The organism is Ferribacterium limneticum, assembly GCF_020510625.1.
In the GTDB taxonomy this organism is placed as follows: domain Bacteria; phylum Pseudomonadota; class Gammaproteobacteria; order Burkholderiales; family Rhodocyclaceae; genus Azonexus; species Azonexus limneticus_A.
In genome coordinates, this window is the sequence record NZ_CP075191.1 from 3,314,379 (window position 1) to 3,331,129 (window position 16,751).

The following is a 16,751-nucleotide window of genomic DNA, read 5'->3' on the forward strand; positions in this document are numbered from 1 at the left end:
GCACAGATCGAGGACGACGACAAAACACATAAATCACTGATCCAAAATGAAAAAGCCCCACTTTTCAGCGGGGCTTTCATTTGCTTGATGCCTAATTAATAAACGTCGTGCTGGGTGTTGAAGACGTTGAACTTGCCGGTCGGCGTGACGAGTCGTTTGTCCTTGATCACCGTCTTGACCTTGCGGGTCTTGTCGTCGATCACCACGATGGCCGATGGCTCCGTCTTGTTGCCGGTCCATACCGAGTACCAGATTTCGTCGCCGTTCTGGTTGTACTCGCCCTGCACGACACGCTGAATACCCTTGGTCTTGCCCAGGTTGGCCGCCGCGGCAATGTCGATCACCTCGGGCTGCGGATTCGGATTACCCAGTTCGGAGACGCGATAGACGGTGACCGAACCGGCCAGCTTCGAATCCGGGTTCAGCGGCGAATCGGCCCACAGGTTGTCGGACTTCGGATGGGTCTTCACGAACAGCGAGTTGGCCCCGTGGTTCTTGAGCTCCTGAACCACCTTCCAGGCATGCTGTGGGTGCTTCTCCGGGTCCGTACCGATCAGCGTGATCACATCGGCGCCGAGATGGGAGGTTGCCCAGACCGGACCGTACTTGGGATGCTCGATGTTGGCGCCGCGTCCCGGATGTGGAATCTTGGCGGTATCGACCAGCGCGGTGAATTTGCCTTCCTTGACGTCGACCACGGCGATCTTGTTCGACGCATTGGCCGCCACCAGGAAATAGCGCTTGGTTGCGTCATAGCCGCCGTCATGCAGGAACTTGGCGGTATTGATGGTCGTTTCCTTCAGGTTGGTCAGGTCGGAATAATCGACCATCTTGACCATCCCGGTTTCCTTGACGCTAACCAGAAATTCCGGCTTGGTCGTCGAGGCCACGATGGAGGCCACACGCGGCTCCTGGTGATAGTCGCCATCCACCGTCACGCCACGCGTCGAGACGTTCTTCAGGGGTTCCAGCGTCATGCCGTCAAGAATGGTGTACTGCGGCGGCCAGTAGGAACCGACGATCACATACTTGTCCTCAAAACCCTTGGCCTTCGAGGTTTCAACCGAGCGCGTCTCCATGCCGGCCTTGACCGTGGCAACCACCGTCGGCTTCTCGAACCACAGGTCGATCATGTCCAGGCGGCCATCGCGACCAACGACGTGGATGTACCGGCCGGACAGCGACAGGCGCGAAATATGCACCGCATACCCGGTCTTGACGATGCCCCAGATCTGCTTGGTATCGCCATCGATCAGCGCCACCTCGCCGGCATCGCGCAGCGTGACCGAGAAGATGTTGTTGAGATTGACGTTGTTCATCTTCCGGGTCGGCCGCTGGTCGACCGGCACATGCAGCCTCCACGTCCCGCGAATATCCTTCAGGCTCCATTCCGGCGGCGCGTCAGGCGACATCTGGATGTAGGAAGCCATGTTCTTGATTTCGTCTTTCGACAGGATATCGTCGAAGTTCGGCATGCCACCCTCGGTGCCGTAGCTGATGATCTTCTCCAGCCGGGTCTGACCGAGCTTCTGGGTGCCCCCTTCGACTTGACGGCCATCCGCCTCCTTGCGCGACCAGGCGGGTTCGAGGTTTTTCCCTGTCGCCCCCTTGCGCAGCATGCCGTGGCAACCGGCACAACGCTCGAAATAGATTTTCCCGCTGGCGCTTTTTGTTTCAGGCGACAGCGTCGGCCCATCGGCGGCAAAAGCCATCGAAGCGGCGAATGAAAGCGCCAACAGCCCCACTTCCCTACCCAAGTACTTATACATTTTCCGTCCCTTTTTGTTGAAAAAATCAGGACTGTTGGGTGACTGCTCGGGACATCGGATGTGCCCCTGTTATGGAGGCAAATTGGAGCATCGCAGCGGTCGTTGAACTGCGAACAGTTAGTTCGGTTTTTCACCGGCACAGTTATCGTCCACGCCCGATTCGGCATCGTCGGCCACGGCCGCAATGCCCGAAATGCCCGAGATGCCTTTCAGTGGAGCGCCATTCCCGTGCAAGCGGGAATCCAATACGTTGAAACCCCTGGGTTCCCGCCTCGCCCGCCGCGAAGCGGAGTCCCGGGTGTGTCTAGGCCGCGGGAACGACAAATTCGAAGGGTTTTCCTCTTAACTGAACGGAATTGCCGCCATGCCCGAGTGGTTCGCGCAAGCCATCCGGCGGTTTTCAGGGCAGATCGCTCAGGGAGGCGCTGATTAATTAGTCATCCCCGCGTAGGCGGGGATCCAGTCCGTTGATTTTTCTGGATTCCCGCCTGCGCACCCCAAGGGTACTTCCTACGGGGCGCGGGAATGACATTTCCGAATAAATCAGCGTTTCCTCAGTTTTTTTCCTGCCCCTGCAACTTGCGATACAGCGTCCGCGTGCTAACGCCGAGTCGCTCGGCCAGTTGGCCATGATCGCCCGTCGCCCGCTGCCGAACCCAGGCCAGGTAGCGCGCCTCCAGCGTGGCCAGATCAACGACTTCACCGATCCGGAAAGCGCCATCCTCATCCACCAGCGCTGCCGGCACGTCGTCGGCCATGTCCAGCAGGTGCGACAGGTCGATGACTTCACCGTCCGCCATCAAGGTGGCGCGCTCGATCAGGTTGCGCAGTTCACGAATATTGCCGCTGAAGCGGCGGCCGGCCAGCCACTCGAGGGCCGCTGGCGAGAGCTTCCGCCCCGGCTTGCGGTCAACCCGTTCGAGCAGGGAAACCGCCAGCAAGGGGATGTCCTCGACCCGCTCGTGCAGGGCCGGCGTATGAATCGGGAAGGTATTGATCCGGAAATAGAGGTCGCGGCGAAAGGTTTCTGCCTGCACCATGGCCCGCAGATCGCGGTGCGTCGCGGTCACCAGACGGAAATTGGCCGGTAGCCAGTCGAGTCCGCCGACCCGGCGATAGGTGCCGGTTTCGAGCAGGCGCAGTAGCTTGACCTGCAAGGCCAGCGGCAATTCGCCGATTTCGTCGAGGAAGAGCGTGCCGCCGGCAGCGGCCTCGACCAGCCCCTGCTTGCGGTGCGTGGCACCGGTAAAGGCGCCCTTTTCGTAGCCGAACAGTTCGCTTTCGAACAGGGTTTCGGTCATGCCGGCGCAGTCCACCGCGACGAAAGGCCCTTCCTCGCGCGAACTGGCCTCATGGATGGCGCGCGCCACCAATTCCTTGCCGGTCCCGGTTTCGCCAAGCAGCACAACCGACGCATCCGAATTGGCCACACGCAGGATTTTTTCGAGCATGCCGACAAAGGCCGGCGAGCGGCCGACCAGGCCCTGCGCCGCGGCCCGGCTGCTGGCCTGGCGCACCACGCGCATGGTTTCGACAAAGTAGACGATTTGCCCCTGATCATCGCGAATCGGGGTCGTTTCGACGGCGACGTGCTCCTCGCCACGCGGCGTGTGGTGCAGATGCAGGACGCGCTGCGGCTCACCGGTTTCAAGGCTTTGCTTCAGTGGGCAGGCTTCCCCGGCCTGGTCGCAGGGCACGTTGAATCGATGGGATACCTCGTAGCAGCAGCGCCCGGCCAGCGGCTTGCCGCCGCCAAACTCGTGAATATAGGCGGCGTTGGCGGCGACGATCCGGTAGTCGGCAGCCATCACGATGCGCGGCTCGGGCAGGCCATCCAGAAAGGAGATCAGTTCGCTGAGGAAGTGGGCAGTCATGCCACAATTGTCACACACGCCACTATTTTTCGCCATTTTTGGCACAGATACCCACCAAAAGAACTAGTCGCCATCCGCACAAATATCTAAGCGATTGATTTAATTGGGCTTTAAATCGGCGCTGATTCAGGCACGCATCTTGATATGTAAACCTCCGGAAACCGGCGACACCACTCCTGAGCAAAGCGCTTTCCTCAACGTGTGAACGAACAGGAGTTGGCTGCCGAATCTGGCTTGGCGGCATATCCCCCTTAGTTCGCCCCGCAGGCTTGCTTTATGCGGCCAAGCCAATCGGTGCCGGCGGTCCCGGTTTCCAACCCTATTCAAACACCGATCGAGGACCGATGAGCCAGCCCGAAGCCAACCCGCAGCAAGACAGCGCTGCAAAAGTTTCCTTCTACGAAAAGCGCAAGAAAATCTACGCCAAAGGCGTCCGCGGCTTTTTCGACAACTGGCGTATCGCCCTCGTCATCTTCACGCAGCTTCTGTTCTACGTCAGCCCGTGGCTGGTCTGGAACGGGCGGCAGGCCATCCTGCTCCACCTCGTCGAGCGCAAGTTCTATATTTTCGGCGTTGTTTTCTGGCCGCAGGATGTCATCTACCTCGCCGCCCTGCTCATCGTTTCGGCCTACGCCCTCTTCCTCGTCACCGCCGTGGCAGGCCGGCTGTTCTGCGGCTACGCCTGTCCGCAAACGGTCTACACCCAGATCTTCATGTGGATCGAAAACTGGGTCGAAGGCGAGCGCAACGCCCGCATCAAGCTCGACAAGGCCCCGCTTGATGCGCGCAAGCTGCGCATCAAGGCGACCAAACACGGCCTCTGGCTGCTCTTCTCGCTATGGACCGGCTTTACGCTGGTCGGCTTCTTCACCCCGGTCGAAGAACTGGTCAACAACGTCCTGACCGGCAACCTCGGCCCGTGGGAAACCTTCTGGATTTTCTTCTACGGCGGCTTCACCTACCTCTTCGCCGGATTCATGCGCGAACAGGTCTGCAAGTACATGTGCCCCTACGCCCGCTTCCAGAGCGTGATGTTCGACCCGGATACGCTGATCATCACCTACGATCCGGACCGTGGCGAAACCCGCGGGGCGCGCAAGAAGGGTGTCGATGCCAAGGCGGCCGGCCTCGGTGATTGCGTCGATTGCGGACTCTGCGTGCAGGTCTGCCCGACCGGCATCGACATCCGTAACGGTCTGCAATACGAGTGCATCGGCTGCGCCGCCTGTATCGACGTTTGCGACCAGGTCATGGACAAGGTCGGCCTGCCACGCGGCCTGGTGCGCTATTCGACCGAAAGCGCCATGGAAAAGCACCTGACCAAGAAAGAAATTCTTGCTCACATCGTCCGCCCCCGCATCCTGCTGTACACGGTCATCCTCGTCATCATCACCGGCCTGGCCGCCTGGTTCCTGGCCCACCGCATCCCGCTCAAGGTCGACATCATCCGCGACCGCTCGGTGCTGGCCCGTGAAGCCGACGATGGCCGCATCGAGAACGTCTACATGCTGCAGATCATGAACACCGAGGAACGGCCGCATCGCTACCGCATCACCGTCGACGGCCTGCCCGGCGCCGAAATCGCCGGCAATCCGGAGGTCGATGCCAAGGCAGCCGGTCTGACCTCGTTCAACACCGTGGTCAGCGTGCCGCCAGAGGCGGGCAAGACCGGCTCCAACCAGATTCACTTCGACATCGTCGCCATCGACAACCCGGACATCAAGGTCCGCGAGAAAGCCGCTTTCCTCCTGCCTCAGTAGGCATTCCATTTGCAGATCAAGCGTGACGCGAAGACGAGACGAAGACAGTGCGTAATGCACGGTGAGTCGAAGTCGACAAAGTCAGGGTTGGTCTGAAAATGGAATAAGGCAGACTCCGCTTGGGCGGGAGCTGGTCTCCCGCCTTTTTTTGTCCACTTTTCAGCGGGACGCCATGCAGCGATCAAGAAAATGGCCCAGTTGCGCCAAGTGCCGCGTCACATCGCCATAGTCGTCATGGCTGCCAGGGACCAGCAGTAACTCGACTGCGTCGCTGTTTCGCGCCGCATATATTTCCCGCGCCTCGTCCACCGGCACGGTATCGTCTTCCAGGCCATGCACCAAGAGAACCGGGCAGTTGATTCGGGCAATGGTGTTGCATGGCGCAATGGCATCGAAGCGATGGCCAATCACCCGCTGCACGTAAGCCAGGATGTAAGCGCCAAGCGGCCAATAGGGAATGTGCATGCCGGACATCCAGCGCCGCATCATTGCCGCCGGGTGGGCGAATGCGGCCAGACTGATGACGGCCCGCACATCGTCCCGACGGGCAGCGACCAGCAGGGCTGCGCCAGCCCCGACGGAATGCCCGACGATACCCAGCCGCTGCGGATCGACCTCGGGCTGCGCCGCCAGCCAGGCCAGCCCGGCTTCGATGTCCTCGGCAAAGCGCGGCAGCGAAGCAAAGCTGTCGCCATCGCTCTGGCCGTGGCAACGGGCATCGAGCAACAACAACGAATAACCGACGGCATGCAGCGGCGCTGCCAGCGGCAACATCATTTCCGCATTGCCGCCCCAGCCATGCATGACAACCAGCGCCGGACTGCCCGGCGCCGCGGGGATGAACCAGCCGAACAGGCTTTTATCGTTGGCCGCAGGCACCCGCACCGGATGCCACGGCAAGCCTTCCGGCTCCGCGCTTTCGATCACCCGTGGCGCCGCCAGGCCGCGCCGGATGGCGAAATTCAGCGCACCTAAGCCGCCGGCCACCAGCGGAATACCCCAAAGCCAGCTCATGATGTGCTTTATGGATGTGGCTGGAAGATGGCGCCGGACGCCACGCCGCGCGCCGTCCGGACCAGTGTGATCGCCCAGAAAAAGCAGAGCAGCAGCCAGGCGGCAAGGCCGATGGCGAAGGTGGAACTCCAGCCGAGCAGCTTCGTCAGGCGCAGGCTTTCAGCCACAAAGGCACCGAGCGGGAAGGTGAAGCCCCACCACGACAAGGCGAAGGGCAACTGTCCGGCAGCCCGCGCCGACAAAGTCAGCAGGCTGGCCATGACCAGCCACCAGACTCCAAAGCCCCAGACCAGCAACATCAGCACCGTGGCCACCTCACGCGCGGCCGGATAGGGTAACTGCTCGGCAACATTCATCAGGCTGACCGGAATGACGCCGATCGGCGCCAGATGGATCCACACCGTCGGCGTCAGGATGCCCAGGGCCGGCTTGTGCAGGTATTTGCGGTGCAGGGTCAGACCGAGCAGGCCGAGATACATCATGCTGCCCGCCCCCAGGCCGATGGCGTTGATGGTGAGCGCCCACTCGCGCAGTGCGCCATCCATGTGGGCAAGCAGCGGCCCACCGGCCAGCGGCATGACAACGAGGCCAACGGCCGGGATGAACTGGGCCGGCGTCACGTGCTCGGCCGCGACATGCTCACCGCGGAACATGATGAAGAGCACGGCGAAGCTGAAGACAAAATGCAGAATCACGCCCAGCCACCACAGCACCAGCGCCACTTCGACACAGGGCGTGAAGGTCAGCCACTGCGCCGCCAGCACCAGCAGCGCAATCGAAAAAGTCGGGTAGAAATTGGCCTGCACCGGATGCAGCATCGTCTGCATGGCCGCTGGCCGGAAGCGCAGCCAGCGAGTCAGCCAGGGAACCGCCAGCACAATAAACAAGGCACTGTTGAACCAGTGCAGCAACTCGGCCGGCAGCGCCAGCCAAGGCCAACGCAGGGAAAGCCCATGCGTCGTCATGGCAAAAACACCCGTCCCCATCACGGCGGCAAACCAGCCCGGGGCAAAGGTCCGGGAAATATCGGCGAAGCGGGGATAGCTCATTGGACGACCCTATAAATATTAGACTTTGCTTATTTTAACTGCTTGACTATGGCTAGGCACATCAGTGCCAATCGCACGAATTCTATTCGCGTCAAACCCCCTCTCCGCCAATTCCTTTCAGGTAGCGGAGGTTTGTCGTTCCCGCGAAAGCGGGAACCCAGTGAATGCGTGATACCTGGATTCCAGCCTGCGCGGGAACGACGCCTAACAGAACCATATTGCCCCCTCTCCCCCAATTTATTGGGGGAGAGGGCTGGGGAGAGGGGGCCTCTGATGAACCCACCAGCCATTCGACCAAACCCGCAACCGGGGAAGCCACCGGCTATCCGTGCGCGAACCCTCAAACCCCCGCCAATTCGGCGATATACTGGCCGAAACAATATAAACCGAATTGGAGACCGAGCCTGGCACTGCCGGGCCATTGCGCATGGATACCCTGTTCCTGCTCGCTGTCGTCACCGTCGTCATTGTCCTGGTCTTCGACTACACCAACGGCTTCCATGACGCGGCCAACATCGTCGCCACCGTCATCGCCTCGCGCGCCATGTCGCCGGCCCAGGCCGTGCTGATCGTCGGCGTTTTCGAATTTCTCGGCCCGCTGCTCGGCGGCACCGCCGTCGCCAACACCATCGGCAAGTTCGTCGCCCTCGACGGCGTCGCTCCGGTGCTCTCGCTCTCCATCCTGCTCTGCGGCCTGATCGGCGCCATCGTCTGGAATCTCGGCACCTGGTATTTCGGCATTCCGTCCTCCTCGTCGCATGCGCTGGTCGGCGGGCTGATCGGCGCGGTCGTCGTCGCCGTCGGCGCCGATCATGTCGTCTGGGGTTTTGCCGAACTGGCCAACGGCCACCTGACCGGCATCGTCAAGGTCCTGGCCGCACTGGTGCTTTCACCGCTGATCGGCTTCTGGCTGGGCTTCCTGATCCACCGCCTGCTCACCGGCCTGCTCGTCGCAGCCAACCCGGCCGCCAACTCGCGGCTGCGCGGCCTGCAGTACCTCACTGCGGCCGGCCTCGCCTTTTCGCACGGCGCCAACGACGCCCAGAAAAGCATGGGCATCCTCACCCTCGTGCTGCTTCTCGGCGGCTTCATCCCGACTTTCGAGGTGCCGTTCTGGGTCATGCTCGCCTGCGCCACCTCCATTACGCTCGGCATCATGTCCGGCGGCTGGCGCATCGTCCGCACGCTCGGCTTCGCCATCTACCGCGTCCGCCCCATCCACGCCCTCGGCTCGCAGCTGACATCCGCCGCCGTGATCCTAGCCGCTTCGGCCGGCGGCGCGCCGGTGTCGACCACCCACGTGGTGGCCACTTCGATCATGGGCATCGGCGCCTCGGAACGGCCGCGCGCCGTCCGCTGGGCCAAGGCCAAGGACATCGCCATGACCTGGCTGATCACCATACCCGGCGCCGCCATCGTCGCCATCCAGGCCTATGCGCTGGTTCATCTCTTTCTCGGAGGCACGCCATGAGCGAAGAAATCAAGCCGTCGATCTTCCGCCGCCTGTTCGATCGCGTTTTCCCGAAAATGCCGGATTTCTTCACCCTGCTCACCGAGCAGTGCGGACAAGTCGCCCACACCGCCGGCCTGCTCGTCGAATTCATGGAAACCGGCGATGCCAAGGTCGGCCTCTCAATCCGCCAGGACGAACACGAGGCCGACCGGGTCAAGATCCGCAACCTGCACACGCTGAACGAGGCCTTCTCGACACCGATCGACCGCGAGGATCTCTACCGGGCCATCATCGATCTCGACGAAGTCGTCAATTACTGCAAGACCACGGTGAGCGAAATGGAAGTCCTCTGCCTCGCCCCCGACAAGCATTGCCTGGAAATGGCCATGCACATCAAGCTCGGCTGCGACGCCCTGTCGCAAGGCTTCGCCCGGCTGGCCAAGGAACCCGCTGGCGCCGCGGCCGATGCCGACTCAGCCCGCAAGGCCGAGCGCCGCGTCGAAAAGAACTACCGCCGCGCCATTGCCGAACTGTTCGTCGGCGACGACTACATCCACATGTTCAAGCGCCGCGAAATCTACCGCCACCTGTCCAACGCCGCCGATCGCATGTCCAACTGCGCCAATACGCTGCACGACATCGTGGTCAAGATGACCTGAACCCCGAACCTATCCCCAGATGCTGAAGAAACTATCGCGCCGCCTGCTTGCACGCCTTGGCTGGAAGCTGATCGACCCGCCGGAACGCCCGGCCCAGGCGGTTCTGCTCGCCTACCCACACACCTCGAACTGGGATGGCGTCTATGCCCTGCTGATCAAACTGGCACTCGGCCTCGAAGCCCGCTGGGTCGGCAAGGACACGCTGTTTCGCTGGCCGGTCGGCGGGCTGATGCGGCGACTGGGCGGCATCCCGATCGATCGTCGCGCGCCGCGCGGTTTCGTCGCCGAAATGGCAGCACAATTCGCCACCCACCCGAACTTCCTGCTGGTCATCGCCCCGGAAGGCACGCGCAGCCTGACCAAAGGCTGGAAAAGCGGCTTCTACCGCATCGCGCTCGCCGCCAAAGTGCCGGTCGCACTGGCCTTCGTCGATTACCCCCGCCGCGAAGCCGGCATCCTCGCCTACCTGACGCTGACCGGCGACCCGGCTACCGACATCGCCGCCATCGCCCGCCACTACGAAGGCCGGCAAGGCAAACGACCAGAACTCGCCTCGCCGATTCGCTGGCTGGACTAAAGGCCGCCTCGCCGACCATCGGGATTACCTTGCCCGTTGCCTGCAGACGGGAATCCAGCCAGCTGTATTTTCTGTTCCGGATTCCCGCTGGCATGCTTCAAGGTGAGTCCTGCGCTGAGAAATGGCTCGCCAAAGCGACAAGACTCGCCAACAAGCCCGCCAAATGGATCAGTGCAGCCCCTCGCTGCGCTTCTGCACGCCAAACAACAGCGCAAGCGACAAGCCCAGCAGCAACAGTCCATTCGGCTCTGGAACCTGGCTGCTGCCCGTCGGCGTGATATTCCAGACAAACGAGGCGTCCTCGCTAAACCCCTGAGTTCCCAACGCCCCCTCAGCCGACCAGTCGCCCAGAATCAACATCGAATAGGTCGTTCCGGCGAGCAGATCAAAGCTCACTTCATTGGAGCCGGTATCGCGCTGAAGCAACTGCGAACCCACACCGCTGATGGAGAAATTGAAATTCCCAATCGCCGGGTCATTCAAACCGTTGCTCGTGATATCCCACAGCAAGTTGAACTTGCCGTTTTCATTCATCGTGAATTGATAAAGGAATCGCGCCGCTAGCTGCACACGGCCCTCAAGAAGATTCTCTGTGCGCCAGCCGAGAGCCGAGAACCCCACGGCACCGGCTGCTGAGTCGGAAAAATTGCTTGCCCCAAAGCCGAAGCTGTTAGCCGTAGCCCCATTTGACTCGGAATATGCGGAAGTACCCACCGCCATCGGCGCAATACCCGTAGTCCACGCCGGGTCATAATTCCCGACAAAATCGCCTCCGGCCGCATAGGCTTGGGTATACACCGAAAGCTCGGTCTGGACCGGTGTTGGCAACGCCTGCGCCGATGTCGACACCATCCCCGCCAGCGCCAGAACACTCAAAGTGGAAATCAGTTTATTGGACATTTTTATCTCCCTTTATGGCTAAATAACTTCGCCAAAAATCATGCATAACACATACCAACAACCAATAACCGCCATCGATTCATAACCTTACGAAATTTACAAATAAGTCACCCAGCCAAGGTGTAACGAAATCCGACACCCCCGACTCGAACACAAGCCAGACCGACGGGCTAGAATCCCGTCATCATGCACATCGACACCTTCCTAGCCCGCTGGCGGGCGGCCGGCGGCTCCGAGCGCGCCAATTACCAGCTTTTCATCGCCGACCTCTGTGCCTTGCTGGAAGTCGCCCCACCCCAGCCCGCCAACGAAGACACCCGCGACAATCCTTACGTCTTCGAGCGCCGCGTCATCTTTCATCACGGCGATGGCAGCACCAGCAACGGCTTCATCGACTGCTACAAACGCGGCAGCTTCATCGGCGAAGCCAAGAAAATCCGCGCCGGCGCCGAAACTCGCCAGTTCGACGACGCCCTGCTGCGCGCCCGTGGCCAGGCTGAAAACTACGCCCGCCATCTGCCCGCCGACGAAGGCCGGCCGCCCTTCCTCGTCGTCCTCGACGTCGGCAACGTCATCGAGCTCTACGCCGAATTCACCTGCACCGGCGGCAGCTACACGCCCTTCCCCGATCCGCGCAGCCACCGCATCCGGCTCGACGACCTCAGCAAGCCGGAAATCCGCGCCCGCCTCAAAGCCGTCTGGCACGACCCGCACAGCCTCGACCCGGCCCGCCGCACCGCCCGCGCCACGCGCGAAATCGCCGTTCGCCTCGCCCGCGTCGCCCAGTCCCTGGAAGGCAAATACCAGCCCGAGCGCGTCGCCGCCTTCCTCTCGCGCTGCCTGTTTTCCATGTTCGCCGAAGACGTCGGCCTGCTCCCCAAAGTCGACAACGAAGGCGCCTTCACCGGCCTGCTCAAGAGTTTCCTCCTCCCCTCTCCCGCCAGCGGGAGAGGGGCCGGGGGAGAGGGCAGCCCAGTAAGCCAATTCGTCCCCCTCGTCGCCGAACTCTGGCAAGCCATGGACGAAGGCAAATTCTCCGTCGCCATCCGCGCCCAGCTGCCGCGCTTCAACGGCAAGCTCTTCAAGCAGCCCGAAGTGCTGCCGCTCGACCGCGACCAGATCGACCTGCTGCTCGAAGCCAGCCGCGCCGACTGGGCCGAAGTCGAACCCGCCATCTTCGGCACCCTGCTCGAAAGTGCCCTCAACCCGCTCGAACGCCACGACCTCGGCGCCCACTACACCCCGCGCGCCTACGTCGACCGCCTCGTCCTGCCCACCGTCATCGAGCCGCTGCGCGCCAACTGGCACGACACCCAGGCTGCCGCCCTGCTGCTCGCCAACGAAGGCAAGCTCAAAGACGCCGCCGACCTCGTCCGCGCCTGGCACCACAAACTGTGCACCACCCGCGTCCTCGACCCCGCCTGCGGCTCCGGCAACTTCCTCTACGTCACGCTCGAACACATGAAGCGTCTCGAAGGCGAAGTCCTCGACACCCTCGCCCAGCTTGGCGACACGCAACAACGCCTCGAAGTCGAAGGCCTCACCGTCGACCCGCACCAGTTCCTCGGCCTCGAAATCAACCCGCGCGCCGCCGCCATCGCCGAAATGGTCCTCTGGATCGGCTACCTGCAATGGCACTTCCGCACCCAGGGCAGCGGCCTGCCGCCCAGCCCCATCCTGCGCGACTTCAAGAACATCGAATGCCGCGACGCCGTGCTCACCGCCGACGCCATCGCCTTCGCCACCGATGAAAGCGGCAAGCCGCTCACCCGCTGGGACGGTCGCACGACCAAACCCCACCCCGTCACCGGCGAACTCGTGCCCGACGAAGCCGCCCAAATCCCGCGCGAACGCTACACCAACCCACGCCCCGCCACCTGGCCGCAGGCCGACTACATCGTCGGCAATCCCCCCTTCATCGGCGCCGCCGCTATGCGCCAGGCCCTCGGCGACGGCTACACCGAAGCCCTGCGCGCCGCCTGGCCGGCCGTCCCCGAATCCGCCGATTTCGTCATGTTCTGGTGGCACCACGCCGCCGACCTCACCCGCCGCGGAGAAGTCCAGCGCTTCGGCTTCATCACCACCAACAGCCTCAAGCAAACTTTCAACCGCCGCGTCCTCGAACACCACCTCAACGCCCAGCCGCCGCTCGCGCTCGCCTGGGCCATCCCCGACCACCCGTGGGTCGACGCCGCCAGCGGTGCCGCCGTGCGCATCGCGATGACCGTCGCCACCGCCTCGCTCCCCTCGCCCGCGGGCGGGAGAGGGGCCGGGGGAGAGGGCAGCGGCATCCTGCAAACCGTCGTTGGCGAAGGCGGCGCCGACGGCGATGCCGTGCACATCGAACTCACCGAGAAAACCGGCCGCATCCACGCCGACCTCAGCATCGGCGCCGATGTCGTCGGCGCCAAGGCGTTGCGTGCCAATGAAGGCATCAGCTCGGCCGGCTTCAAACTGCATGGCGCCGGCTTCATCGTCTCCCCCGACGAAGCGGCCAAGCTGCAACCCTGCGACCGCATCCACCCCTACCGCAACGGCCGCGACCTGACCGACAAGCCGCGCGGCGTCTTGGTCATCGACCTCTACGGCCTGACCGCCAACGAAGCGCGCAGCCGCTATCCGGCGACCTATCAATGGGTGCTCGAGCGCGTCAAACCGGAACGCGACCAGAACAACCGCGCCACCTACCGCGACAACTGGTGGCTGTTCGGCGAACCGCGCAAAGACCTGCGCCCCATGCTCGCCGGCCAACCCCGCTTCATCGCCACCGTCGAAACCGCCAAGCACCGCACCTTCCAGTTCCTCGACGCCGCCATCGCCCCGGACAACAAGCTCGTCTGCATCGCACTGGCTGACGCCTACGCCCTCGGCGTGCTCTCGTCACAAGTCCACGTCGCTTGGGCGCTGGCCGCCGGCAGCCGCCTTGGCGTGGGCAACGACCCGGTCTACGTCAAAACCACCTGCTTCGAAAAATTCCCCTTCCCCGCCGCCAGCCCCGAGCAGCAAGCCCGCATCGCCGCCCTCGCCGAGCAACTCGACACCCACCGCAAGCGCCAGCAGGCCGCCCACCCCGAGCTGACGCTGACCGGCATGTACAACGTGCTGGCCAAACTGCGCAGCGGCGAACCGCTCACTGCCAAGGACAAAGCCCAGCACGAAGCCGGCCTCGTCGCCGTCCTCCGCCAGCTCCACGACGAACTCGATACCGCCGTGCTCGAAGCCTACGGCTGGTCAGACCTTCTCCCCTCGCCCGCCAGCGGGAGAGAGGCCGGGGGAGAGGGCACCATCAACACCGACGCCCTGCTCGACCGCCTCGTCGCCCTCAACGCCGAACGCAGCCGCGAAGAAGCCACCGGCCTGATCCGCTGGCTGCGGCCGGAATTTCAGAATCCGAAGGCAACCCATCCCCACCCCAACCCTCCCCTTGAAGGGGAGGGAGCGACACTCCTCCCCCTTTATGGCCCGCAGGGCCGGTATCCCTTGGGACAAGGGGGAGGCCGGGAGGGGGATGGGTCACTCCCCGCACCCAAACCCGCCGAAAAACGCCCCTGGCCACCCAGCCTGCCCGAACAGGTGGCAGCCATCGCCCAACTCCTGGCCGAAAGCCCGCTGGCGCTCAGCGAGCCGGAAATCGCCAGCCGCTTCACCGGCAAAGGCCCATGGAAAAAACGCCTGCCGCAACTGCTCGAAACCCTGGTCGCGCTGGGTCGCGCCCGGATGAGCGACGACGGCCGTTTTGGAGCCAGCAAATAATGTTGAAAGCCTTGATCCCGCTGCTCGGTATTTCTCCGGTCCTGATCATGGCCGGCCTGCTGACTTGGCAAAAGCGGCGACTGGACGCCGACGCCCGCCGCGAGGCGATCACGACAGAACTGCGCAACCCGCCGGCGGCAAGCCTGGAGGCCAGGCGCGAAGCGATCCACGAGAAGCAACTGACCCGGATAGTCAGCGCCATGGTGAGTGGCATGATCGCGGGAATGCTGATCCTCTCACGGCACGCCGAAGTCGATCTCAGTGCCTGGGGGTTGATGGACACGCTGCTCGTGCTGTTCATCGTCGGTATCGGGCTGTATTACGGGCGCCAGATCATTCGGGACATGCGCCCGACCCGTCAGCTCAAGCAAGCCATCCGCGCCGAACAGGCATCCGCCCAGGAACTGGCCGCCTCGCTGGCCGGCGACAACCGCATCATCCACGACATCCAGTGCGGCGATTTCAACATTGACCATGTGGTCGTCACCCCAGCCGGCATCTTTGCCATCGAAACCAAGTCGCGCCTGAAACCACCGGCCGGCAACGGTAGCCCGAAGGTGAAGTACGACGGCCAGTCGCTCGATTTCGGCGGTTGGAAAGAGACCAAACCGGTCGAGCAGGCGGAGCGTCAGGCCCGCTGGCTAGCGAACTACCTGCGCAAGGAAACTGGCGAGTCCTTCGCTGTGACGGCGGTTTTAGCCCTGCCCGGTTGGTGGATAGACCGCACCGCACGGATTTCGCCAACCATGGTGCAGGCGATCAACCCGAAGAATTCCCGCTGGCTGCTGCTCCCCGAGAAGAAGGCCCCGCTCCTCGACAGCCCGGCGATTCAGCGGGCAGCGAATGCAGTTGAAAAACTGGCACAGGCCAAAATGCCATGAAATTCACCCAGTATTTTCTTGTCACACGTCAGCGTCCGGATCGCTCACCGATTGATCTGGCGTGGATTGAGCGAGTCGTGACTTCACCCGAGCATGAGCGTATTCAGGCCGATGGCCGGATACGTCGCTGGCGGCAGATACCCGAGTCGGATGGACGGCACCTGCGTGTTATTCTTTTGGAGGACGGCGAGACCGTTCACAACGCTTTTTTTGACCGGAGTTTCACGCCATGAACATCAAGTATTTTCAGGATACCGACACGCTGTACATCGAGTTCCGCAAGGGTGAAATCGCCGAAACACGCGATCTCGACGAAAACACGCTGCTCGACGTCGATCGCGACGGCAATATCGTCGCCATGACCATGGAGCACGCTCGACAGCGCGCAGACATTCCGCAGTTTTCGTTCGAACAGATTGCAGCCTAACCCAATGCGCGCAATCCACCCCGGCGAAATCCTCCGCGAGGAATTTCTGGTACCGCTGGGTATGAGGGCCAATGCCTTGGCGATGGCGTTGCACGTTCCCGCCCCGAGAATCAATAACATCGTCCGCGAACGACGGGCGGTGACGCCGGACACGGCGCTGCGACTGGCGCGCTATGTCGATACGACAGCGCAGTTCTGGCTGAATCTGCAGAGCACTTTCGACCTGAAACAGGCGGCTAGCGAGAGCGCAGAGCAGATCGCCGAGGAAGTACGGCCGCTACAGCGCGTCGCTTGAGCTCGCCGACTCGACTAAAAGCGCCTATTCGGCGACCAGCACCACTTCTTCGTCACCAATGGTGACCACCTGACCGGGCCGCATTTTGGCCCGTTTTCGCGTGTCGACCGCACCATCGACCTTGACCCGCCCTTCGGCAATTGCCGCATGGGCGGCGCCGCCCGATTCGCAGAGGCCGGTGGCTTTCAACAGTTGATCCAACTGGATGTATTCGCCGCGCACGGCAAAGGTGGTGCTCACAATGGTTTCCGATCAGTTCAGACCGCCCCAACACTCACAAGGGTCAGCGCTAAGGAGGGTGGTTAATTTGGCTGGCACGCGGCCAGGTGAAGATAGTATC

At 62.6% G+C, this 16,751-nt stretch carries 15 protein-coding genes; 9 read left to right on the forward strand and 6 right to left on the reverse strand.

Going from position 1 to position 16,751, the window contains the following annotated elements; all coding sequences use genetic code 11:
- Nucleotides 1-95: 95 nt before the first annotated feature.
- Together KI617_RS15975 and KI617_RS15980 are read right to left on the reverse strand one after the other, a co-directional pair.
- Complete coding sequence (locus tag KI617_RS15975) at nt 96-1,712, reverse strand: cytochrome D1 domain-containing protein (RefSeq protein ID WP_455550763.1); 1,617 nt, start codon at nt 1,710-1,712, stop codon at nt 96-98.
- A 611-nt stretch (nt 1,713-2,323) separates the two neighbouring features.
- Nucleotides 2,324-3,643, reverse strand: a complete 1,320-nt coding sequence (locus KI617_RS15980; RefSeq protein WP_226447932.1) for a sigma-54 interaction domain-containing protein — start codon at nt 3,641-3,643, stop codon at nt 2,324-2,326.
- A 344-nt stretch (nt 3,644-3,987) separates the two neighbouring features.
- On the opposite strand from KI617_RS15980, the gene ccoG reads away from it, so the two are divergent.
- The gene (gene ccoG, locus KI617_RS15985) at nt 3,988-5,403 is read left to right on the forward strand and encodes a cytochrome c oxidase accessory protein CcoG (RefSeq protein WP_226447933.1); all 1,416 of its coding nucleotides are present in this window, start codon (nt 3,988-3,990) and stop codon (nt 5,401-5,403) included.
- Nucleotides 5,404-5,562: 159 nt separating this feature from the next.
- Here the strand turns inward: ccoG and KI617_RS15990 are convergent, their stop codons facing one another.
- Complete coding sequence (locus tag KI617_RS15990; protein WP_226447935.1) at nt 5,563-6,417, reverse strand: alpha/beta hydrolase; 855 nt, start codon at nt 6,415-6,417, stop codon at nt 5,563-5,565.
- A gap of 8 nt (nt 6,418-6,425) precedes the next feature.
- The gene (locus tag KI617_RS15995; RefSeq protein ID WP_226447937.1) at nt 6,426-7,466 is read right to left on the reverse strand and encodes a TDT family transporter; all 1,041 of its coding nucleotides are present in this window, start codon (nt 7,464-7,466) and stop codon (nt 6,426-6,428) included.
- Nucleotides 7,467-7,893: 427 nt separating this feature from the next.
- On the opposite strand from KI617_RS15995, the gene KI617_RS16000 reads away from it, so the two are divergent.
- The 3 genes from KI617_RS16000 to KI617_RS16010 are packed head-to-tail and all read left to right on the forward strand — an operon-like array spanning nt 7,894 to nt 10,155.
- Complete coding sequence (locus KI617_RS16000) at nt 7,894-8,937, forward strand: inorganic phosphate transporter (RefSeq protein WP_226447939.1); 1,044 nt, start codon at nt 7,894-7,896, stop codon at nt 8,935-8,937.
- Complete coding sequence (locus KI617_RS16005; RefSeq protein ID WP_226447941.1) at nt 8,934-9,578, forward strand: DUF47 domain-containing protein; 645 nt, start codon at nt 8,934-8,936, stop codon at nt 9,576-9,578. The genes KI617_RS16000 and KI617_RS16005 overlap by 4 nt, the downstream gene beginning before the upstream one ends.
- A 19-nt stretch (nt 9,579-9,597) precedes the next feature.
- Nucleotides 9,598-10,155, forward strand: coding sequence for a 1-acyl-sn-glycerol-3-phosphate acyltransferase (locus KI617_RS16010; protein WP_226447943.1), 558 nt, complete (start codon nt 9,598-9,600; stop codon nt 10,153-10,155).
- Between the two features lie 168 nt (nt 10,156-10,323).
- Here the strand turns inward: KI617_RS16010 and KI617_RS16015 are convergent, their stop codons facing one another.
- Entirely contained in the window at nt 10,324-11,055 is a 732-nt protein-coding gene (locus tag KI617_RS16015; RefSeq protein ID WP_226447945.1) for a PEP-CTERM sorting domain-containing protein, read from the reverse strand.
- 186 nt (nt 11,056-11,241) lie between these two features.
- Between KI617_RS16015 and KI617_RS16020 the strand changes: the two genes are divergently transcribed.
- The 5 genes from KI617_RS16020 to KI617_RS16040 are packed head-to-tail and all read left to right on the forward strand — an operon-like array spanning nt 11,242 to nt 16,411.
- Nucleotides 11,242-14,808, forward strand: a complete 3,567-nt coding sequence (locus KI617_RS16020; protein ID WP_226447947.1) for a class I SAM-dependent DNA methyltransferase — start codon at nt 11,242-11,244, stop codon at nt 14,806-14,808.
- Nucleotides 14,808-15,689 (forward strand): nuclease-related domain-containing protein, encoded by an 882-nt coding sequence (locus KI617_RS16025; RefSeq protein ID WP_226447949.1) that lies wholly within the window; start codon nt 14,808-14,810, stop codon nt 15,687-15,689. Before KI617_RS16020 ends, KI617_RS16025 begins: the two co-directional genes overlap by 1 nt.
- Complete coding sequence (locus KI617_RS16030; protein WP_226447951.1) at nt 15,686-15,922, forward strand: hypothetical protein; 237 nt, start codon at nt 15,686-15,688, stop codon at nt 15,920-15,922. Before KI617_RS16025 ends, KI617_RS16030 begins: the two co-directional genes overlap by 4 nt.
- On the forward strand, nt 15,919-16,116 hold the full coding sequence (locus tag KI617_RS16035) for a DUF2283 domain-containing protein (RefSeq protein ID WP_226447952.1): 198 nt from the start codon (nt 15,919-15,921) through the stop codon (nt 16,114-16,116). Before KI617_RS16030 ends, KI617_RS16035 begins: the two co-directional genes overlap by 4 nt.
- Nucleotides 16,117-16,120: 4 nt before the next feature.
- Entirely contained in the window at nt 16,121-16,411 is a 291-nt protein-coding gene (locus KI617_RS16040) for a HigA family addiction module antitoxin (RefSeq protein WP_226447954.1), read from the forward strand.
- 24 nt (nt 16,412-16,435) lie between these two features.
- Here the strand turns inward: KI617_RS16040 and KI617_RS16045 are convergent, their stop codons facing one another.
- Entirely contained in the window at nt 16,436-16,651 is a 216-nt protein-coding gene (locus KI617_RS16045; RefSeq protein ID WP_226447956.1) for an RNA-binding S4 domain-containing protein, read from the reverse strand.
- Nucleotides 16,652-16,751 lie beyond the last annotated feature (100 nt).